The sequence below is a fragment of the Amycolatopsis sp. NPDC004169 genome (assembly GCF_040610315.1).
Classification (GTDB): Bacteria; Actinomycetota; Actinomycetes; order Mycobacteriales; family Pseudonocardiaceae; genus Amycolatopsis.
Window position 1 is genome coordinate 1 of the sequence record NZ_JBEXMD010000074.1, and the last position, 20022, is coordinate 20022.

Consider the following 20022-nt stretch of genomic DNA (forward strand, 5'->3'; position numbering starts at 1 on the left):
GTCTACTCCTGTATGTCGCGCCGGTTCTCGCCCGGACGAGCGAGCCTTGCGGAACTACCCGGCCGTGCCACCACGGCCGGGCGCACCACCGGCATCAGCCGCGCTGGTACTCCTCCCAGGTGACCTTCGTGACCTGGGGGCCGTCGTCGGCGCCGCGGCCGGCCAGGCCGTTCATGCCCAGGTAGTAGTCGCCGGTCTGGTGCTGGGCACCCGACGACAGGTCCGGGTCGGAGATGGCCATCGCGTGGATGTGGTAGTCGAAGCCCTGCGCCGGCGTGCGGTACCAGGCCGCGAAGCCGACGTTGCGCAGCGCCTTGAGCAGGGTGGTGCGGTTGGCCGACGACATCCCGGACACCGAGATGTCCATCGCGCCGCCGCCGTCGTGCGTCCCGGCCGAGGCGTCGACCCCGCCGGGGTTGTAGGAGCCCTGCGTCAAGGCGACCTGGAAGCCGGCCTTTCCTTCCGCCGCAACGAGCATCGCCTTGGTGCGGGTGTTGAGGGTCTTGCCGTGGTAGGTCACCTGGCTGCCGGCGGAGACCGGGTTGGTGACCGTGTACCGGCCCTCGCCCAGCTTCTCCAGCGACGTCTTGCCCGGCAGGCCGGACGCGTCGATCCCGGTGTAGCCCAGCGACTTCTGGTACTGCGAGTAGGCCGTGATCGTCGTCGTGCCGAAGTAGCCGTCGACGTACTGGCTGTCGAGCAGCCCCTTGGCCTGCAGCGCCTGCTCGACGAGCAGGACGCTGTCGTGCGCGCCCGGGGTCTGGGTGTCGTCGGCGCGGCGCGGGTCGATCTGGGCCGCCTTCAGCACGGCCTCCATGTTCGCCGTGGGCAGCGCCGTCGTGGCCGCGGTTTCCGCCTGAGCCGGTGCGGCCACGGCGAAAGTCGCGGCGGTGAGCGCCGTGAGCACGGCGGCCTTCGTGAACATCCTGGTCCTCCATGAGTCGGAATCGCTTGTGGCCCGAAGGATCACCGAACCGGGTACAAGGGACGTACAAAGCGGATGCACCCCGCCCGTGCTGTGGTGACAGCTTGTAATCCCCACCACAGTCGGACCCTGCTCCCCCTGGTCCAGCCGTGTTAACGAGCGTCACGCACAGTTTCGAGCGCCCCGCCCTGGACGTGGCCGTGCTCGTTTCGTAACCTGTTCGAGATCTCGCGGCCCCCGGTCGTCCCCAAGACGGCGACGCGAGATCGCCGCCGATACCCCCTCCCGGGTACCGGACCACCCCGCGCGCTCTTCCTGTTGCGGCCGAGCGCGCCCCGGCGAGGCCCCCGGCTCGCCTTCCCGGTACCCGCCGGCGGCCGATCAGCAAAGGAGACCCGCGCGAGAATGCGTTCGCATCCCGTCAAGCGCGTGGTGTCAGGTGCCCTCGCCGCGGCCTCGGTGATCACCGTCGTCACCATGGCCCAGCCGGCCACCGCCGCCCCCGTCCCCGTCCTCCAGGCGCCGCCCGCCGGCTCCGACGCCCTCGCCAAGTACCGCGAACTCGCGGCGCAGGCGGAAAAGCTCAACGAGGACCTGTTGCGCGCCCAGGACGACCTGACCGCGAAGCAGGGCCAGCTCGACGAGGCCAATGCCGACGTCACGGCGGCCAAGAACGCCGGCGCGCAGGCGATCCGGGCGAAGCAGCAGTACCAGTCCGAAGTGGACAAGTTCGCCGGCGCGTCGTTCACCAGCGGCGTCCAGATGAACAAGCTGTCGGCGCTGCTGGCCGGAACGTCCACTCAGGACTTCCTGGACCGCTCGGCCGCGCTCGAGGTCATCGCGACCGACAAGAACGCCGCACTGGACAACCTCAACGGCGCGGCGGCCAAGGCCACGGCGGCGGAGAAGGCGGCCGCCGACGCGGCGAAGCGGGCCCAGGACGCCCGGGACGCGGCGGCGAAGCTGGCTTCGGACATCGAGGCGAAGAAGAAGGACCTGCAGGGCCAGATCGACCAGATCGAGGCGCAGAGCCGCAACCTCAGCAGCGCCGACCGCGCCGCGCAGAAGGACACCGGCGGGGCGGCCCCGAACGTCAAGGCGCCCACCGCGGCCGCGCAGACCGCGGTCAACGCGGCGCTGAGCAAGCTCGGCAGCGCCTACGTCTGGGGCGCCACCGGGCCGAGCACGTTCGACTGCTCCGGCCTGATGCAGTGGGCGTACAAGCAGGCCGGCATCAACCTGCCCCGGACGTCGTCGGCGCAGGCCGGGTTCGGCACGCCGGTGTCGCGCGACCAGCTGCAGCCCGGCGACCTGGTGGCCTACTACTCGCCGGTGTCCCACATCGGCATGTACATCGGCGACGGCAAGATGGTGCACGCGCCGACGAGCGGCGACGTCGTCAAGATCTCGCCGCTGATGAGCCAGTACGCGGGGGCCACGCGCCCCACGGCCTGATCCCGCCGGCCCCGGTGCCCCGTTCCGCGACGTGTAGAAATCGCGGAACGGGGCACTTTGCGCGCATGGACGACAACCCTGACGCCGCCACCGTCGCCGCCGTCGGCAAGGTGACCGAGGCACTCGAAACGATCGAGCGCGCCCGCGGGCACCTCTACTCCTTCCACCAGCTGACCGGCAGTGCCGACCTGGCCCTCGGCGAGGCCGTCGAGCAGCTCGAGAAGGCAGGCCACGGCGACTGGGCGCGGCGGATCTCCGAAGAGCTCATCGGGCTCAACGTGTTACCCGATCGGTGGACTTTCCAGATCGTCGAGGAGTACGACGACGGTTACTACAAGGCGGGCCGCGACCTCGAGCGCGAGCTGCTCACCTCCCTCACGGGAGGGCGCCGTCACCTGCACGAACAGCAGATGAAGGACGACCGCCGGACGCACGGGCAGCCGGGCCACGAGGCGGGCGCGCCGAGCACACCGCCGGCCGGGTCGTGACCGGCGGTTGTCGGAGGCCTGCGCTACAGTCGACCGCAGGCGAACAAACGTTCGATTGGAGCTGAGATGACCGACCAGGTGGAGCCGAACCCGGAGAAGGACCCGAGCGACTGGACCACCGGCGACGAGCCGATGACCGGGCCGCAGAAGTCGTACCTGCAGACGCTGGCGCAGGAAGCCGGGGAAGAGGTGCCGGAGAACCTGACGAAGGCGGAGGCGTCGGAGCGGATCGACGCCCTGCAGAAGGCGACCGGCCGCGGCACGTGAGGGCTCACCGCGGCCGTCCGGCGGGGATCCGCCACAGCACGCCGGCCTGCCGTTCGCCGCGCCGTGCCCGGGCGCGCACGGCGAGCAGCCAGCCGATGCCGATCACCGAGATCAGGGCGAGGCCACCCCAGGAGAGCACGGTGAAGACGTCGGCTTGGAGTCCGGTGGGCTGGTAACCCTGTTCGAGCTGCGCGTAGTCCCACGGCGTGCCGGTGAGCAGCAGGGTCAGCACGAGGGCGATGCCGTGCATGGCGTCCCAGAGGCCGTGGAGCAGGGCGACACCGAGGTAGCTGAGGAGCAGGCGGAGCGTCAGGGCGAAGTGGCGGTGGTCGCTGGCGGAGAAGAGCACGCCGCCGAGGATCGCGGTCCAGAGCCCGTGGCCGACGGGGGCGAGCACGCCGCGGAGCAGTTCGGTCTGGACGAGGTCCATGAGCGAGAGCCCGCGTTCGGTGAACAGAGCGGTGAAGGCGTACCCGGCGGATTCGAAGGCGGCGAACCCGAACCCGACGGTCGCGCCCAGCACGATCCCGTCGGCGGCGAACTTGACCCGCAGGTGCCGGGTGAGCACGGCCAGCACGGCGAGCTTGACGGCTTCTTCGATGAGGCCGACCCCGGCGAACAGGAAAGCGGAGGGATGGAGCAGGTAGGACTCGAGCAGTGAGGCGGCGAGCACGCCGAGCACCCCACCGGCGACGAAGGTGCTGAAGAGCAGTTCGGAGGTGACCTCACCACTCCGCCGCCGCCCGAAGGCCCAGGCGACGAAGGTGACGGGAACGAGGAAGCTCCCGAGCAGCACGACGGTGGGAACGAGGTTCGGGTTGCCGGTGACGAAGGTGACGACAACGGCAAGCACCCAGAGAAGGGCACCGGTGAGGAACATCCGCAGCCAGACCCGGCGTGACCGGGCCCCGGCCGCAGGGCGGGCGGACGGATGGGCCATGGAGGTACTGTGCCCTGCTTCCGGGCGCCCCGCAGCCCGCAGCGACGGCTCGATGAGGCAGTTCGAGGGCAGGAGGGGGCGGCGAGCACGCGGGTAGCCCGGCGCGGGTGAAGGTGGGCGACCGGTCGGACTCGGTCACGTGGCCTGACCGGCGCAGCGGCTGCTGGGCGACTTGATCTCACCGGCCGAGCGAGTGCCGGGCGGCTTGACCTCACCGACACAGCCGGCGCCGGGCCGCTTGACCTCACCGGCACAGCCGGCGCCGGGCGGCATGACCTCACCGGCACAGCCAGTGCCGGGCGTCGGTCGGCCGGACACGCGCGTCGCCGCGTCGGGCGCGGGAGTGCCTGCTGAGGCCGGCGCGCGAGCCAGCCGACCCCGCCGACCGCGGCCCTGGGCGCGCACTCCCGCCGGGCCCAGCCCGCGAGCCCCTCGCAATCTTGCGCGCGGGTTTACTTCGGCGACCCGCTCCGGAGCCGTGCTGGTCGTTGCCGTCGGGAGGCTGCCTTCGGCGGGCGTGGGCTGTGCGCGAGGCCACGGCTTGTCGAGCACCCGGCCGGGTAACCACACAGTCCCCGCCGAAGGAGGACTTTCGTGTACCTGACCGTGCTGCTCGTCATCCTCGCCGGGCTGCTCGTGCTCGGCGGTGCGGCCGTCCGGGAGCTGCCGAAGCCGTATCCCCTCACCGCGAAGCGGACCTTCGTCGCCGCCTGGCTCGTTGCCGCCGGGGGGGGTTTGCGTGGTGGGCCTTCTCGCCCGGGGCCGCCGCGCTCGTCGTCACCGTCGTCGGGTTCGGGTTTCTCGTGGCCGCGCTCAACCGCGGACCCAAACGGCCCTCCTACCCGCGCTCCACCCCCTACCAGCCGCCTCGATGAGTGATCGCTCGCGAACCGGGTACCTGACGGGCATGTCCCAGCCGAACGAACAGCAGCCCGAAATCGCCCGGCCCGGCACCCCGGATCCCGGCCGTCCAGAGGATCGGCTCTACCGTCCCGGCGAGGGCGAGCCGCCGGAAACCGCCGAGGAAGCCGACAGTGTCGGGGCGGAAGTGATCGGTGAGCTGCGGGAGCGTCGCGAAAGCTGAACGCTCAGGCCGCCGCCGACAGGGCCGCGCCGGTCACGCGGAGGAGGAACTCGGCGTTGGACCCGGTCTTGCGCAGCTGTTCCAGCAGCTGCTCGATCGCGTGCGGCCCCGGCAGCGCCCGCCGGACCTCGCGCATGGCCGCCAGTTCACCCGGGGTGACCAGCAGTTCTTCGCGCCGGGTACCGGAAGCCGCCACGTCGACCGCCGGGAAGACGCGCCGCTCGGCCGTCTTGCGGTCGAGTTTGAGTTCGGCGTTGCCGGTGCTCTTCAGCTCCTCGAAGAACACCGTGTCGGCCAGGGAACCGGTCTCCACCAGCGCCGACGCGATGATGGTGAGCGAACCGCCGCCCTCGATGTTCCGTGCCGCGCCGAGGATCTGCTTCATCGGCTGCAACGCGGCCGCGTCGACGCCGCCGGACAGGGTGCGGCCGGACGGGCGGGCCGAAAGGTTGTACGCGCGGCCGAGCCGGGTGAGCGAATCGAGCAGCAGCACGACGTCCTCGCCGTGCTCCACCAGACGTTTCGCGCGCTCGACCGCGAGTTCCGCCACCGCAACGTGTTCGGCGGGCGGCCGGTCGAAAGTGGACGCGATCACCTCGCCGCGCACGGTCCGGCTCAGCTCGGTGACCTCCTCCGGACGCTCGTCGGCGAGCAGGACCAGCAGCCGGCAGTCGGGGTGGTTGACCGACAGCCCGTGGCCGATTTCCTGCAGCACCGTGGTCTTCCCGGCTTTCGGCGGCGAAACGACCAGCGCGCGCTGCCCCCGGCCGAGCGGGGTGACGAGGTCGATGACGCGCGGCAGCAGCCGCGTCGGCGTGGTTTCGAGCAGCAGCCGCCGGTCCGGGTGCACCGGCACGAGGTCGGCGAACCGGGGGCGCGGCTCGTCCGGGTTGTGGCCGTTGACGCTGACGAGCTTTTCGCCTTCGCCGCTGATTTCGTCACCGGGCCGCAGATTGTGCTTGCGCACCAGGGAAAGCGGGACGGCGACGTCGTCCGGCGCGGGCCGGTAGCCGGGCCGGGCGAACGGGGTCTTGCCGGACAGGTCGAGGATTCCGTGAAAGGACATGGGTGTCTCCTGAGGTGGTGATGGGCCTGCGCACGGACGGCGAGGCCGGAAAGAAGGAAGGAGGCCGACTGGCCTGAATCCGAGGGAGCTGCCTCCGGGCGGCCGAGGGGCCGGCATCCGCGAGGAGCGTCTCCACTGTAGCGACAGATCTCACGAAGCACAACGGGTAAGAACCCGTGGCCGTGGGTAGTCCATCGGAGAAGCCCGCTGACACGGGGGAACCGCGGCTGACGATGGGAGCGGATCGTGTATCGACATACCCCGGACTCTGGCGTCGATACGGGCGAAAGCACTGACGCCGACCAAGCCGGGACCACGGCCCCGGAGCGTTTCGGCGCCGGAGCCGTGGTCGCCTCGACGTTCGAAGAGCTGGCGCCGGCACTGCCGAACGAGATGGCCGGCCTGCGCCGCAAGCTGCTCCAGTGGCTGAGCGGGTTCCCGCTCGACCCGGAGAGCAAGCACGACATGACGTTGGCAACGTACGAAGCCCTGGCCAACGTGGCGGCCCACGCCTACCCGGACGGCCACGGCTGGGCCCGTTTGCAGGCCCGCCGAGAGGGCGACACGATCACGATAACGGTAACGGACACCGGCTGCGGCATCCCGGCAACCCGCCCGAAGAAAGCAGGCTTGCGCACCTCGGGCGGCCGCGGCCTGCTGCTGATCGACCAGGTGACGGACCAGTCCGACATAGCCTCGGGCGAAAAGGGAACAACGGTCCGCATGACCTGGCGCCCGCCTTCCCTCCGCGACGCAAGCTGAGGGACGAGCCCGAGCACGCCGGAAGAAAAAGGCGACGGGCCGACACAGCTGGCAGAGACGCCAACGAACCACCACCCGCCGGCTCGCTTACGAGCGCGCCGGCGGGTTCGCGCTTGCCGGGGCGCCGCGCAGCTCCGCCCGCAGCGACGGTTCACGCGCGCAGGGCAGGTTCGCTGGCAGCGCGGATTCCCCCAAAGTTCACCTGAGATCAGCCAGTGACCGCGCTCTGCTCAAGGCAAGCGACCCGCACCAACCTGTGGCTCCCAGGCGAACGGTCGCTCCCCGGCATAAGCCTGTGACTCAACGCAATCGATCGCCGCGCACGCCCCCGCGGCCCATCGCGACCGATCGCCGCCCCAACTCCGGCCGGTCAAGGCCGAACAACCGCCTCAGCAGCACCGGAGTCGGACCCGCTCCCCCACCCAACCCCCTCCCGGCCCCGAACCAACCCCTCAAGCCACCTCAGCCAACCGAACCAACCGGTTCCGCGGATAAGAAACCAGCTCCCGCTCCCCATCAGTAGTGAAGATCTCGACGGAATCCTCCACCAGCTCCGCCGAATTCACCTGCAGCTGCCACGCAGGCAGCCCCGGCGCCGGCTCGTGCCAGAACCACTGGCCCTTGGTGAGCTGGTGCGCCGGGACTGTTGCGTCGTCCGTGTTCATGCGCTGAGGCTAGCCCTCACCACCGACAGTTTTCGCACGACCTCGATCCTGTGATCACGACCACTATGGACTCGTGCAGGTCACCGTCGGGTCGGTCAGGTTGCCGCCGTGCTGGACGGTGAAGCCGATCACGTTGCCGCTCCCGTTGGGGCGGGCCGTCAGGACGTAGCCCGTGCTGTCCCACGTTCCCGTGTAGTTCCAGCTGCCGATCACCTTCTGGGGTGCGTGGAACGTGATCGTCAGCGTCCAGTTGTTCGTGCCCGACACCGTCACCTGGCCGTTGAACCCGACGTTCCACTCCGCCGTCTTCGCGTACACCGCCGAGCAGCCGCTCGGAACCGGCGTGGTGGTGGTCGTCGTGCCGCCGTCCGGTGGGGTGTCGCCGTTCAACGTGTCCAGGACCGCCGTGTAGGCCGCCTTCTTCTGGCCGTTGCCGTCGAAGAGCAATGGCGTTCCCGACGACCGCCACGAGTCCGTGTCGCGGATGCCCCACACCGTGATCCCGGTGCAGCGCGCGACCGCCAGGCATGCCGCGGTCACCGTGCGGAAGGCGGCCGCCTGCGTGCTGCCCGAGCCCTCGATGTCCAGCTCGGTCAGCTGGATGTCGACGCCGAGGTCGGCGAAGTTCTGCAGCGTCGTCCGGTAGTCGGCGGGCACCGGGCTGTTGGCGTTGAAGTGCGCCTGGAACCCGACGCAGTCGATCGGCACGCCGCGGGACCTGAAGTCCTGCACCATCCGGTACACCGCCTGGGTCTTCGCCTGGCTCCAGTCGTCGGTGTTGTAGTCGTTGTAACAGAGCTTCGCGTCCGGGTCGGCCGCCCGGGCCGCGCGGAACGCCGCCTCGATCCAGTCGTTGCCCGTGCGCTGCAGGTTCGAATCGCGGCGGGCGCCGGAACCGCCGTCGGCGAACGCCTCGTTCACCACGTCCCACGCGTAGATCTTGCCGCGGTAGTGGGCCGCGACCTGGGTGATGTGGTTCAGCATCGCCTGCCGCAGCGCCGAGCCCTCCATGCTCTGCATCCAGCCCGGCTGCTGCCCGTGCCAGGCCAGCGTGTGCCCGCGCAGCCGGGCGCCCTGGCTGCTCGCCTGGCTCACGATCCGGTCCGCGCCGGCGTAGGAGAACTGGTTCTGCGACGGCTCGGTCGCGTCGATCTTCATCTCGTTCTCCGGTGTGATCATGGAGAACTCGCGGCTCAAGATGCCGGTGTACACGCTGTCCGACAGCTTGCTCGCCGAGACCGCCGTGCCGAAGTACCGCCCGGTCCGGGCCGCCGCGTTGCCCAGCGTCGCCCCGGCGGGCGGCGTCGAAGACGTCGTGGTGGTCGGAGTGGTGGTCGGCGTGGTGGGCGTCGTGGTCGAGCCGCTGCTGTTCAGGCCCAGGAACGCGATCGCGTACTGGATCATCCCGTTCTGCGGCAGCGAGTGCCCCGCACCCTGGACGCTGATGCCCTCGACCGGCGCCTGCGTGCCGGTGGCGCCGTAGCGGGTCCGCGTCCAGCCCCCCTGCGGGGAATCACTCGACGACGGCGTCTGGCCGACCCCCTGCAGGTTCGTCCACTGCTTGATCTCCTCCCCGAAGTTCGGGTAGCGCAGCGTGTCGTCGGCCGTGCCGTGCCACAGCTGCATCCGCGGGTACGGGCCGCTGCGGCCGCCGCTCATCTGCCGGGCCTGGTCGCCCCACTGCTGCGCCGTCTTGATCAGCTGGCCGTTCGAGCACTGGCTGTTCCAGCTCGACCCGTCCGTGGTCGCGAAGCAGCCGGCCGGTACGCCCATGAACGCCGACCCGGCGGCGAACACGTCCGGGTACTCCGCCGCGAGCACGTTCGTCATCATCGCGCCCGAGGAGAACCCGGTGACGTACACGCGGGAGGCGTCGACGTTGTAGCGCTGCTTGGCCCAGTTGACCATCGACAGGATGCCGACGGGGTCGCTGCCGCCGCCGCGGGAGAGCGCCTGCGGCGAGGAAACGTCGAAGCACTGCCCGCTGCGGGTGGCTTCCGGGAACACGATGACGTACCCGTACTGGTCCGCCGCGGTGACGTAGTCGCGGGCGTAGCCGTTGAAGATCGCCGACGCCGAACCGGTGCAGTAGTGGACGGCCACCAGCAGCGCCGGGCGGGCGGCGACGTGGTCGGGGACGTAGGTGTACATGCTGAGGTTGCTGGGATTGCTGCCGAAGTCGGTGACCCGGGTCAGCGTGGCCGCGGAGGCCGGCTGCGCCGCCACGACCAGCACGATCGACGCGGCGATCGCCAGCACGGCGGCGGAAAGGGCGGTGAGGAGTCTTCGCACTCGAGCAGATCCTTTCCGGGGGCGGGAGCGCAGCTGCGACGATCGTTCGTCGCCGTCCCCGGGCGGTCAACGATTATCGAAACGTTTCGGGAAGTTTCGAGCGGTTCACCGATCGGCCGCCCCGGCGGGGTTCTGGCAGGATTCCGGGATGACCGAGCTGCTGCTGGGCCCGCTGCTGCGGCACGTCGACGCCACTTCGGCGACGATCTGGGTCGAGGCGGACGGGCCGTGCGAAGTGCGCGTCGGCGACGCGGACGCCCGGACGTTCGAAGTCGCCGGCCACCACTACGCGCTGGTCGTGCTCACCGGGCTGGAACCCGCGAAGAGCACGCCGTACGAGGTGCGGCTCGACGGCCACGTCGTCTGGCCGGAACCGGGCAGCGACCTGCCGCCGAGCCGGATCCGGACGCTGGCGCCGGGCGACCCGCGGTTCCGGCTCGTGTTCGGCTCCTGCCGCAAGCCGCGGGAGCAGGACGCGCTGGGCCCGGACGCGCTCGCCGCCTACGCCCACCGGATCGCCGCCCTCGACGAGGCCGAGTGGCCCGAATCGCTGCTGTTGCTGGGCGATCAGGTCTACGCCGACGAAACCACCGACGCGACGCAGGAGTGGCTCGCCAGCCGGCGTGACACCGGGCAGCCGCCCGGCAACGAGGTCGCCGACTTCGAGGAGTACTGCCACCTGTACTTCGAGGCCTGGTGCGACCCGGCGGTCCGCTGGCTGCTCTCCACCGTGCCGACGTCGATGATCTTCGACGACCACGACGTCCGCGACGACTGGAACACCTCGCAGGCCTGGCGCGAGAAGATGGCCCGCACGTCCTGGTGGCCGGAGCGGATCCGCGGCGCGCTGGTCTCGTACTGGGTCTACCAGCACCTCGGCAACCTCGGGCCCCGCGAGCTGGCCGAGGACGACCTCTACCAGCGGGTGCGCAAGTCCGGTGTGGACAACGCCGCGCTGCTGCGCGAGTTCGCCGACCGGGCCGACCGCGAAGCCGACGGCGCCAAGGGCACCCGGTGGTCCTACCGGCGCGACTTCGGCCCGGTCCGGCTGCTGGTGATCGACTCGCGGGCCGGCCGGATCCTCGCCGGCGGGCAGCGCTCGATGATCGGCGACGAGGAGTTCCGCTGGATCGAAGAGCAGGCGGCCGGCGGCTTCGACCACCTGCTGATCGGCACGTCGCTGCCGTGGCTGCTGCCCACCGCGCTGTCGGCCGCGCAGTCGGTCAACGAGCGGCTCTGCGCCCGGCCCGGGCTCGTCGGGCGGGCCAACGAGTGGTTCCGGCAGCTCGTGGACCTGGAGCACTGGCCGGCGTTCCGCACGTCGTTCGAACGGCTGGCGAAGCTCATCGCCCGCGTCGCCGACGACGGACCGGCGTCGGTCAACGTGCTGTCCGGCGACGTGCACCACGCCTACGTGGCCAAGGCGCAGTTCGACGGCGGCACCGCGGCGCCGGTCCACCAGCTGACCTGCTCGCCGGTGCACAACACCGTGCCGTGGTACATGAACCGGCTGTTCCGGGCCGGCTGGTCGCGGCCGCTCACCCGGGTGAGCGAATGGCTGGGCCGCCGCACCGGCATCCCGCCCGCGCCGCTGTCGTGGCACTGCGTGTCCGGCCCGCACTTCGGCAACGCGGTCATGGAGCTCGACGTCGACGGCCGGACGGCCACGGCGACCCTGCTGCGGGCCGACCCGGGCGACGACGGGGAGCCGATCCGGCTGGTCTGAGGGTGGGTGCGGCGCGGCCACCCTCCCCCGCCGGATCCGGGTTAGCCTCGAAGACGTGGCCAAGGACAACACCCTCGGGGAGTTCCTCCGGGCCCGCCGCGCGCAGGTGGGACCCGGGGAGCTCGGCCTGCCCGCCGGCGGGTCGCGGCGGGTGGCGGGCCTGCGCCGCGAAGAGGTGGCGCTGCTGGCCGGCGTCAGCACCGACTATTACATCCGGCTCGAGCAGGGCCGGGAGCGGAACCCGTCGGCGCAGGTCGTCGACGCGCTGGCCCGCGGGCTGGCGCTGGACGACGACGCCGCCGCGCACCTCCACCGGCTGGCCCGGCCGGCACCGGTCCGCCGCCGGCGCGCCCGGCGGCGCGAACAGGTCAGCCCGAACCTGCTGCGCCTGATGGACGGCTGGCCGGACACGCCCGCGCTCGTGCTCGGCCGCTGTCTCGACGTGCTGGCGCACAACGCGCTGGGCGAGGCGCTGTTCGCCGGGCACACCCACAGCGGTGACCTGGTCCGCCTGGTGTTCCTCGACCCGGACGCCCGCGAGTTCTACCCGGACTGGGAGCGCGTGGCCGTGAACACGGTCGGCGGCCTGCGGGCGGCAGCCGGGCTCGACCCGGACGACCCGCAGCTCATCGACACCGTCGGCGAGCTGTCGGTCAAGAGCGCGGACTTCCGCCGGCTGTGGGCGCGCCACGACATCCGGCAGAAGACCCACGAGACCAAGCGGTTCCGCCACCGGCTGGTCGGCGAGCTGGAACTGAGCTACGAGGCGCTGACCGTGAACAGCGCCCCTGGCCAGCAGCTGATCGTCTACCAAGCCGAGCCGGGCAGCCCCTCGGAAGCGGCACTGGCCCTGCTGGGCAGTCTCGCCGCTTCCTGAACCACCTTTTCCCCCTTCCACATTGGACGGAGTAGTTCGTCGTGCCCGAAAACCCTGTCTGGTTCATCACCGGCTGTTCCGGCGGCCTCGGCCGCGCGCTGGCCGAAGCCGTGCTCGGCCACGGGATGCGCGCGGTCGTCACCGCCCGCGACCCGGCGCGCGTGGCCGGTCTCGCCGAGGCGCACGGCGACCGCGCGCTGGCCCTGCCGCTCGACGTCACCGACCACGACCAGGTCGTCGACGCCGTGCAGCGTGCCGAAGCGGTGTTCGGCCGGATCGACGTCCTGGTGAACAACGCCGGCTACGGCTACCTCGCCGCGATCGAGGAAGGCGAGGACGAGGAGATCCGGAAGCTGTTCGACACCAACGTCTTCGGCCTCGCCGACGTCACCCGCGCGGTCCTGCCGGGCATGCGGGCGCGCCGCAGCGGCCACGTCGTCACCGTGTCCTCGCTCGGCGGCCTGGCCGCCTTCGGCGCCACCGGCTACTACCACGCGACGAAGTTCGCCGTGGAAGGGCTTTCGGAGTCCTTGGCCGCGGAGGTGGCGCCACTGGGCATCAAGGTGACCATCGTGGAGCCCGCCGCGTTCCGCACCGGCTGGTCCGGCCCGTCGATGCGGCAGTCGGCGATCCGCATCGACGACTACGCCGAGACCGCGGGCGCCCGCCGGGAGGCGACGCTCGCGACATACGGGCGGCAGCCGGGTGACCCGGCCCGCGCGGCCGAAGCGATCCTCGCCGCCGTCGCCGCCGGCGAACCGCCCCTGCGCCTGCTCCTCGGCCGGGCCGCCTACGACATCGCCACCGCGCGGCTCGGCACCCTCCGCACCACCTTCGACACCTGGCGCGAGACCACCCTCGCCGCCGACTTCCCCCAGGAGGAAACCCCGTGAAGACCGTTCTCATCACCGGAGCCAGCAGCGGCATCGGCCGCGCCACCGCGCTGCGCCTGGCCGGCGAGGGCCACCACGTCGTGCTCGGTGCCCGGCGCGAAGACCGGCTGACCGCGCTGGCGAAGGAGATCCACGACGCCGGCGGCACCGCGGACGTGCACCGCCTCGACGTCACCGACCGCGCGGACGTCGCCGCGTTCGCCGACGCCGCCGTCGAGGCGCACGGGCGGATCGACGCCTTCGTCGCCAACGCGGGTGTGATGCCGCTGTCCCGGTTGGACTCCCTGCACGTCGAGGAGTGGGACCGGATGATCGACGTCAACGTCCGCGGCCTGCTGCACGGGATCGCCGCCGTCCTGCCGCACTTCGGCCGCGCCGGCGGCGGCCACTTCGTGACGATCGCCTCCACCGGCGCGCACGAGGTCGTGCCGACGGCCGCGGTCTACTGCGGCACCAAGTACGCGGCCCGGGCGATCACCGAGGGCCTGCGCCTGGAGGCGGGCCCCGGCATCCGCGTGACGACGATCTCCCCCGGCGTCACCGAGTCCGAGCTGGCCGACAGCATCACCGAGCCCGGCGCCCGGGAGGCGATGCGTAGCTACCGCGCGGTGACCCTCCCGGCGGACGCGATCGCCGGCGCGGTCGCCTACGCGATCGGGCAGCCGGAGGGCGTGGACGTCAACGAGGTCATCGTGCGGCCCACCGCGCAGCGGTGACGCTCAGCGCTCCAGCTCGGCGATGACCCGCGGGATCTCGGCGACGAGCTCCCGCGCCAGCAGGCCGGTGGCGCCGGTGTCCGGGATCAGCCGCTGGCCGGCCACCGCGTGGACGTGCGTCGCCCAGCAGGCGGCCTGCTCGACGGCCGCGCCGCGGGCGAGGAAGCCGCCGGTCAGGCCGGCCAGGACGTCGCCGCTGCCGGAGGTCGCCAGGCCGACGTGGCCGCTGCCGTCGCGCCAGACCCGGCCGTCCGGTGCGGCGACCACACCCATCAGCAGCACCACGCCGCCGTAGTCGCGGGCGATCCGCACCGCCGTCTCCAGGTCGTCGACGTCCTTTTCCTCGCAGCCGTCGAGGTAGGCCGCTTCGACCCGATTCGGGGTGAGCAGGAGCCGGCCGGACAGCGGTTCCGCGAGCGCGCGGTCCCGGCTCAGCGCGCCGAGCGCGAACGCGTCGAGCACCACCCGCGCGTCCGGGGCGATCGCCGGTACCAGGCGCCGCAGCAGGTCCTCGGTCTCCTCGGCGCCGGTCAGGCCGGGGCCGACCACGACCGTGCCGGCGCCGGGCAGCACGTCGGCCAGCCGGTCGACGGCGTCCGCGGCGATTGCGCCGGACGCCGTTTCCGGCAGCCCGAGCACCGACGACTCCGGCACCGAGACGCCGATCGCCGTCGCGTGCCGTTCGGCGACCGCCAGCTGCAGCGTGCCGGCGCCGGCGCGCAGGGCGGCGGTCCCGGACAGCGCCGGCGCTCCCGGCACGGTCCGGGCGCCGCCGACGACGAGCACGGTGCCGCGGTCGTCCGCGCCGATCCGCCAGTCCCGCAGCAGGGCCGGGCTGACCGGCGCCGGGTCAGCTGAGCTGTTCTGCGGCATCGTCGTCCGCCGTCGGTGGCGTGTCGGTGGCGTGCAGGTGGCCGACCTCCTGGGCCAGCACCATGGTGAACCCGCCGTCGGGGTCGCGTTCCCAGGCCGTCACCGAGCCGTTCGGGACTTCGGTGGCGTCGGCGGCGCGCAGCAGGTCGGGCTCGGGCAGTCCTTCGAGGAGGTAGCGCAGGGCGAACACGGTCATTTCGTGCGCGGCCAGCAGAACACGCTTTCCGGCGTGCTCGACGCCGAGCTCGGTGAGCAGGGAACGCAGCCGCAGCACGACGTCCGCCCAGGACTCGCCGCCCGGCGGCCGGTAGTAGAACTTGCCCAGCCGCCGCTTGCGCCGCAGCTCGTCGGGCCACCGCTCGCGGACGCCGTGGGAGGTCAGCAGGTCCAGCACGCCGAGCTCGCGGTCGCGCAGCCGTTCGTCGGGGACGATCGCCACCCCTTCGGGGACGGCGAGCCGTGCGGTGTCCCAGGCGCGGCGGTAGGTGGAGGTGACGACGAGGTCCGGCGGGTGCTCGCCGAGGAACTTCCGCGCGGCCGCGGCCTGTTCCCGGCCCAGGTCCGTCAGCGGCACGTCGGCGTCGCGCTCGGCGATGTCGATCACATCCGCGCCTGCCGACTCCGCCTCTTCCCTGGCCACGTTCCCGGTGCTCTGGCCGTGCCGCAGCACACCCACCCAGTCCAAGTCGACGTTCACGACCGCGTGATTACCCCGGGGAACCCGCCGTCGAAACCCGGGATGGTTAGGCGTGCAAAGGAGTGGCGGCTAGGGTTCTTCCATGTCGCGAAGTCTCGACGCCCAGCACCGGCTGCAGCAGCTGGAATCGATCATCGGCGCACCCGCTTCCCACCTCGGGCTGGCCGAGACGCTCGCCGAGACCCTGCAGCGCCTGTGCGAGGTCATGGAGGTCGACACCGCGACCGTGCTGCGGTACCAGCCCAGTGGCCGCCAGCTCGTGGCCTTCGCCGCCGCGGGCATCGAAGAGGAGGTCCACCAAGGCGTGCGGGTGCCGGTGGGCAGCGGGTTCGCCGGCCGGGTCGCGCTCGAGCGGGCCCCCGTCATCCTCGACCACGTCGACGAGACGACGGTGGTGAACTCCCTGCTGTGGGAACGCGGGCTGCGTTCCATGCTCGGGGTGCCCATGCTCGCCGGCAGCGAGCTCGTCGGCGTGCTGCACGTCGGTTCCGTGACGCCCAGGCCGTTCGGCGAGCCCGACGTGGCCACCATGCAGCTGCTGGCCGATCGCCTGGCGGTGGCGATCCAGGTGGAGTCGCAGGAGGAGAACCGCACCGCCACCATGGCGCTGCAGCGGAGCCTGCTGCCCAGCAGCCTGCCCGACGTGCCCGGCCTGGCCTTCGGCGCGCGGTACGTGCCCGGCGCGGAGACCGGGATCGGCGGCGACTGGTACGACCTGTTCACGCTGCCGGGCGACCGGCTCGGCGTGGTGATGGGCGACGTCTCGGGCCACGGCCTCGACGCGGCCGTGATCATGGGGCGGCTGCGCAGTGCCCTGCGCGCCTACGCCCTCGACTCCGAAAGCCCCGCCGAGGTGCTCGCCAAGCTCGACCGCAAGGCCAACCACTTCGAACACGGGGCGATGGCCACGGTGGCCTACGGGATCATCGGGCCGGACCGCGAAACGCTGACGCTGTCACTGGCCGGCCACCTGCCCCCGGTACTGGCCCTCCCCGGCGAACCGGCCCGGCTGGCCGACGCGCCGCCGGATCCCCCGATCGGGCTGACCATCGGGGTGCCGGACCGCCGGACGACCGTGGTGGGCATCCCGCAGGGGGCCGTGCTGGTGCTCTACACCGATGGCCTGGTGGAGCGGCGGGACCGGCCCGTGGACGTCGGGATGGCGCAGCTGGCGGCGACCGTGCGGGCGGGTGACCCGGACCGGGTCTGCGCGCAGGTGATGGCCGCGATGATCGGCAACCGGGCGGCCCAGGACGACGTCGCCCTGCTGGCCATCCGGCGCCTCGCCGTCCCGGCCGCCGGCTGACGCGGCCGGGACGTTCCGGGTCAGGACCCGGCGAGCGCCGCTTCGCGGGTCGGGAAGAGCGAAAGGCTGTCCTCGAGACCGGTCAGCTGGATCGGGCGCAGGGTGGCCCGGCCGGCCGCGACGATCCGCACCGCGGTGCTGTCACCGGCGTTGCGGTGGATGGCCAGCAGCGCGGTCAGGCCGGGCGACGCGAGGAACTCGACGCGGGTCAGGTCGACCACCAGCACCGGCGGTTGCGCGGCCAGTGCTTCGTCGGCGGCTTCCACGAGCGCCGGCGCGGTGGTCGTGTCCACGTCTCCGGCGACCTCGACGACGACCGCGTTTTCCTGCTCCGTCCGGGCGATCCGGAACTCCCCGAACGGCACAGCGGTGGCCGAGCTTTCGGTGTGGGTGTGCTCGGTCATGGCGGTTCTCCTCGCCTTCGGCAGGCTCCACCGGCGGCGCCGGTGGGCGTGCGTGATCACGAAGGCTGTTTGCTCAACCGCTGTCAATCATGCCCGCACCGGCGCCGCGGCGCCGCGTCAGCACCCCCTCGGCTTTCCGCCCGGCCCGCGAACAGGCAGGATGGGCGCCATGGGTGAACGGGACGTGACCGGGGACTCACTCGAAGACGCCGCCAGCTCGGCGGGATCCGTGGCGCTGGAGAGCCGGGACGGTGCGGCGGTGCTGCACGTCGAAGGTGCCCTCGACCTGGCACTCGCCCCGAAACTGCGCCAACTGGCCGAACGCGCGGGCCGCCTGCGGCCGTCCGTGCTCGTGATCGACCTCAGCGGGGTCACGTTCCTGGCTTCGGCAGGTATGGCCGAGCTCGTCCGGGCCCACCGCGGGGCCGGCGCGTCGGTGCCCGTGCGGGTGGTGGCGACCGGCCGGATCACCCTGCGCCCACTGGAGCTGACCCGATTGACCGACGAGCTCGCCATCTACCCGTCGCTGTCCGAAGCGCTGGCTTCCCGATGACGCCCCGGCCGGACTTCCACGCCCTGCTCGACGCCGTGCGCGGGACCTTCCTCGGCGGGGACGGCGTCCCGGTGACCACCGAGGTCCGTGTCCTCGACCCGGAGGACGTGCGCGCGCTGCTCGGCGAACACGTCACGCGGGCGGTGACCGACCGCGCGGCCCTCGCGGATCTGGTGCCGGGCAAGGAGATCACCCACGCCGTCGCCGTCGCGGGCGACGACGGCGAGCGCGGCGCACTGGTCTACACCACCGTGGAGATCGCCGGGACCCCGGAAGCCGCCGCCACGGCGATCCAGGCCGCCACCGCCGGCCTGGCCCGCACCGTCCGGCGGCTGCGCGGCGAAGCCGCGGTCCTGGACGCGCTGCACTCCACCGGCCGGGAACTGACCGCGCAGCTCGACATCGACCGGATCGTGCAGGCCGCGACCGACGCGGCCACCCAGGCGACCGGCGCCGGCTTCGGCGCGTTCTTCTACAACCTGATCGACGAGTTCGGCGAGTCCTACACGCTGTACACGATCTCGGGCGTGCCGCGGGAGGCGTTCGCCCGCTTCCCCATGCCGCGCAACACCGACGTGTTCGCCCCCACCTTCGACGGCACCGGCACCGTGCGCAGCCCCGACATCACGCGGGACCCGCGGTTCGGGAAGAACGCTCCGTACCACGGGATGCCCGAGGGACACCTGCCCGTCTGCAGCTACCTGGCCGTCCCGGTGCTCAGCCCGACCTCCGGGGAGGTGCTGGGCGGGTTCTTCTTCGGCCACCCCGAGCCGGACCGGTTCACCGCCCGGCACGAGTACCTGGCCGAGGGCATCGCCGCCTACACGGCCATCGCGCTGGACAACGCCCGGCTCTACGAACGCGAGCGCACCCTCGCCTCCGAGCTGTCCCGCAGCATGCTGCCGGTCGCCCCGCCGACGCCCGGGCTCGACGTGTTCACCCGGTACCTGCCCGCGGCCACCGGGAGCAAGGTCGGCGGCGACTGGTTCGACGTCATCCGGCTGCCGTCGGGGGCCACCGCCTTCGTCATCGGCGACGTCGTCGGCCACGGCGTCACGGCGGCGACCGTGATGGGCCAGGTCCGCACGGCCATCCGCAGCTACGCGCTGCTGGAGCTGCCGCCGTCGGAGGTCCTGCGCAACGTCTCCGAACTGTCCGTCGGGCTGTTCGGCGAAACCTTCGTGACCTGCTTCTACGCGGTCCACCGGCCCGCCGACCACACGCTCGCCTACGCCAACGCCGGCCACCTGCCCGCGATCCTGGTCCGCCCGGGCGAGCCCCCGGAGCAGATCGGCGAGGCGCTGGCGCAGCCGCTCGGCGTCGGCTCGGTCTTCCCGCAGCGTACGGCGGGTTTCCCGGTGGGCGCGGACCTCGTGCTCTACACCGACGGCCTGGTCGAAAGCCGTACCCGTGACCTCACCCTTGGCGTCGAATGGCTCCTGGCGGGTATCCCGGGACTGCTGACCGCCGCCGACCTCGAAACGGCGTGGGACAAGCTCGTCGACGAACTGACGCGCGGCCGGCACGACGACGACATCGCCGTGATCCACGTTCGCCACCGCGGAGAGGACGCCCCATGACGGACCCCCTCTCCCCCGGCGCACCCGCGCCGACGGACACGTTCCACCGGCGCACCGCCGCGATCGCCGAACAACTGCCGGAACTGCGCGAAGGGCTCGCCCGCTGGCTGGGCACGCTGCCGCTGAGCCCCGAACGGCGGGAGGACATCGTCCTCGCCGGCTACGAGGCGATGGCCAACTCCGCCGAGCACGCCTACCCCGGCGGGCAGCCGGGCCCGGTCGACGTCCGGGCCGAGGCGCTGCCGGGCCGGCTGACCGTGACGGTCACCGACTACGGCACCTGGCGCCCGCCGTCCGGCTCGAACGGGCTGCGCGGCCGCGGCCTGCTGCTCATCGACACCCTCGCCGACCACTGCGCGCAGGTGCACCGCAACGACGGCACCACGATCACGATGACCTGGCTGCTCGGCTGACGCCCCGATCGCGGCACGCCGCGCATCCGGCGAGGCCGGC

The 20022-nt window shown here is 72.1% G+C and carries 21 protein-coding genes; 13 read left to right on the forward strand and 8 right to left on the reverse strand.

Annotated features, from left to right (window positions below; all coding sequences use genetic code 11):
* Window positions 1–94: 94 nt before the first annotated feature.
* Complete coding sequence (locus ABZX11_RS46485) at window positions 95–925, reverse strand: peptidoglycan-binding protein (protein WP_354925242.1); 831 nt, start codon at window positions 923–925, stop codon at window positions 95–97.
* 405 nt (window positions 926–1330) lie between these two features.
* Here ABZX11_RS46485 and ABZX11_RS46490 point away from each other — a divergent pair, with 405 nt between their 5' ends.
* The 3 genes from ABZX11_RS46490 (at window position 1331) to ABZX11_RS46500 (ending at window position 3135) form a co-directional block, all read left to right on the forward strand.
* Window positions 1331–2380: a C40 family peptidase gene (locus tag ABZX11_RS46490; RefSeq protein ID WP_354925244.1), complete on the forward strand. Its 1050-nt coding sequence runs from the start codon at window positions 1331–1333 to the stop codon at window positions 2378–2380.
* Window positions 2381–2445: 65 nt separating this feature from the next.
* The gene (locus ABZX11_RS46495) at window positions 2446–2868 is read left to right on the forward strand and encodes a hypothetical protein (protein WP_354925246.1); all 423 of its coding nucleotides are present in this window, start codon (window positions 2446–2448) and stop codon (window positions 2866–2868) included.
* A gap of 66 nt (window positions 2869–2934) precedes the next feature.
* A complete protein-coding gene (locus tag ABZX11_RS46500; protein WP_354925248.1) occupies window positions 2935–3135 on the forward strand; it encodes a DUF3072 domain-containing protein in 201 nt (66 codons plus the stop codon).
* 4 nt (window positions 3136–3139) lie between these two features.
* On the opposite strand, the gene ABZX11_RS46505 is transcribed toward ABZX11_RS46500, so the two are convergent.
* Window positions 3140–4075 carry a PrsW family glutamic-type intramembrane protease gene (locus tag ABZX11_RS46505; protein ID WP_354925250.1) on the reverse strand — a complete coding sequence of 312 codons (936 nt, stop codon included), beginning with the start codon at window positions 4073–4075 and terminating at the stop codon, window positions 3140–3142.
* Window positions 4076–4982: 907 nt separating this feature from the next.
* Between ABZX11_RS46505 and ABZX11_RS46510 the strand changes: the two genes are divergently transcribed.
* A complete protein-coding gene (locus ABZX11_RS46510; RefSeq protein WP_354925252.1) occupies window positions 4983–5159 on the forward strand; it encodes a hypothetical protein in 177 nt (58 codons plus the stop codon).
* 4 nt (window positions 5160–5163) lie between these two features.
* Here the strand turns inward: ABZX11_RS46510 and rho are convergent, their stop codons facing one another.
* The gene (rho, locus tag ABZX11_RS46515) at window positions 5164–6225 is read right to left on the reverse strand and encodes a transcription termination factor Rho (RefSeq protein ID WP_354925254.1); all 1062 of its coding nucleotides are present in this window, start codon (window positions 6223–6225) and stop codon (window positions 5164–5166) included.
* 345 nt (window positions 6226–6570) lie between these two features.
* On the opposite strand from rho, the gene ABZX11_RS46520 reads away from it, so the two are divergent.
* A complete protein-coding gene (locus tag ABZX11_RS46520; RefSeq protein WP_354925256.1) occupies window positions 6571–6987 on the forward strand; it encodes an ATP-binding protein in 417 nt (138 codons plus the stop codon).
* A gap of 452 nt (window positions 6988–7439) precedes the next feature.
* On the opposite strand, the gene ABZX11_RS46525 is transcribed toward ABZX11_RS46520, so the two are convergent.
* Together ABZX11_RS46525 and ABZX11_RS46530 are read right to left on the reverse strand one after the other, a co-directional pair.
* The gene (locus ABZX11_RS46525; protein WP_354925258.1) at window positions 7440–7652 is read right to left on the reverse strand and encodes a hypothetical protein; all 213 of its coding nucleotides are present in this window, start codon (window positions 7650–7652) and stop codon (window positions 7440–7442) included.
* A gap of 63 nt (window positions 7653–7715) precedes the next feature.
* The gene (locus ABZX11_RS46530; RefSeq protein WP_354925260.1) at window positions 7716–9944 is read right to left on the reverse strand and encodes a PHB depolymerase family esterase; all 2229 of its coding nucleotides are present in this window, start codon (window positions 9942–9944) and stop codon (window positions 7716–7718) included.
* A 148-nt stretch (window positions 9945–10092) separates the two neighbouring features.
* Between ABZX11_RS46530 and ABZX11_RS46535 the strand changes: the two genes are divergently transcribed.
* Genes ABZX11_RS46535 through ABZX11_RS46550 form a run of 4 tightly spaced genes read left to right on the forward strand, consistent with a single transcriptional unit; the run spans window position 10093 to window position 14156 of the window.
* A complete protein-coding gene (locus tag ABZX11_RS46535) occupies window positions 10093–11670 on the forward strand; it encodes an alkaline phosphatase D family protein (protein ID WP_354925262.1) in 1578 nt (525 codons plus the stop codon).
* 55 nt (window positions 11671–11725) lie between these two features.
* The gene (locus tag ABZX11_RS46540) at window positions 11726–12547 is read left to right on the forward strand and encodes a helix-turn-helix transcriptional regulator (protein WP_354925264.1); all 822 of its coding nucleotides are present in this window, start codon (window positions 11726–11728) and stop codon (window positions 12545–12547) included.
* A 41-nt stretch (window positions 12548–12588) separates the two neighbouring features.
* A complete protein-coding gene (locus ABZX11_RS46545; RefSeq protein ID WP_354925266.1) occupies window positions 12589–13440 on the forward strand; it encodes an oxidoreductase in 852 nt (283 codons plus the stop codon).
* Window positions 13437–14156 carry an SDR family oxidoreductase gene (locus ABZX11_RS46550; protein ID WP_354925268.1) on the forward strand — a complete coding sequence of 240 codons (720 nt, stop codon included), beginning with the start codon at window positions 13437–13439 and terminating at the stop codon, window positions 14154–14156. Before ABZX11_RS46545 ends, ABZX11_RS46550 begins: the two co-directional genes overlap by 4 nt.
* A 3-nt stretch (window positions 14157–14159) precedes the next feature.
* Here ABZX11_RS46550 and ABZX11_RS46555 read toward each other — a convergent pair whose 3' ends face one another.
* Window positions 14160–15029: an NAD(P)H-hydrate dehydratase gene (locus tag ABZX11_RS46555; RefSeq protein ID WP_176171169.1), complete on the reverse strand. Its 870-nt coding sequence runs from the start codon at window positions 15027–15029 to the stop codon at window positions 14160–14162.
* Window positions 15007–15726: a histidine phosphatase family protein gene (locus ABZX11_RS46560; protein ID WP_354925270.1), complete on the reverse strand. Its 720-nt coding sequence runs from the start codon at window positions 15724–15726 to the stop codon at window positions 15007–15009. The genes ABZX11_RS46555 and ABZX11_RS46560 overlap by 23 nt, the downstream gene beginning before the upstream one ends.
* A gap of 82 nt (window positions 15727–15808) precedes the next feature.
* Between ABZX11_RS46560 and ABZX11_RS46565 the strand changes: the two genes are divergently transcribed.
* Window positions 15809–17032 (forward strand): GAF domain-containing SpoIIE family protein phosphatase, encoded by a 1224-nt coding sequence (locus ABZX11_RS46565; RefSeq protein WP_354925272.1) that lies wholly within the window; start codon window positions 15809–15811, stop codon window positions 17030–17032.
* Window positions 17033–17052: 20 nt separating this feature from the next.
* Here the strand turns inward: ABZX11_RS46565 and ABZX11_RS46570 are convergent, their stop codons facing one another.
* Complete coding sequence (locus ABZX11_RS46570) at window positions 17053–17436, reverse strand: STAS domain-containing protein (RefSeq protein WP_354925274.1); 384 nt, start codon at window positions 17434–17436, stop codon at window positions 17053–17055.
* A 169-nt stretch (window positions 17437–17605) separates the two neighbouring features.
* On the opposite strand from ABZX11_RS46570, the gene ABZX11_RS46575 reads away from it, so the two are divergent.
* Genes ABZX11_RS46575 through ABZX11_RS46585 form a run of 3 tightly spaced genes read left to right on the forward strand, consistent with a single transcriptional unit; the run spans window position 17606 to window position 19982 of the window.
* A complete protein-coding gene (locus ABZX11_RS46575; RefSeq protein ID WP_354925276.1) occupies window positions 17606–17989 on the forward strand; it encodes an STAS domain-containing protein in 384 nt (127 codons plus the stop codon).
* Window positions 17986–19569 (forward strand): GAF domain-containing SpoIIE family protein phosphatase, encoded by a 1584-nt coding sequence (locus tag ABZX11_RS46580; protein WP_354925278.1) that lies wholly within the window; start codon window positions 17986–17988, stop codon window positions 19567–19569. Before ABZX11_RS46575 ends, ABZX11_RS46580 begins: the two co-directional genes overlap by 4 nt.
* Window positions 19566–19982 (forward strand): ATP-binding protein, encoded by a 417-nt coding sequence (locus tag ABZX11_RS46585; RefSeq protein WP_354925280.1) that lies wholly within the window; start codon window positions 19566–19568, stop codon window positions 19980–19982. The genes ABZX11_RS46580 and ABZX11_RS46585 overlap by 4 nt, the downstream gene beginning before the upstream one ends.
* Window positions 19983–20022 lie beyond the last annotated feature (40 nt).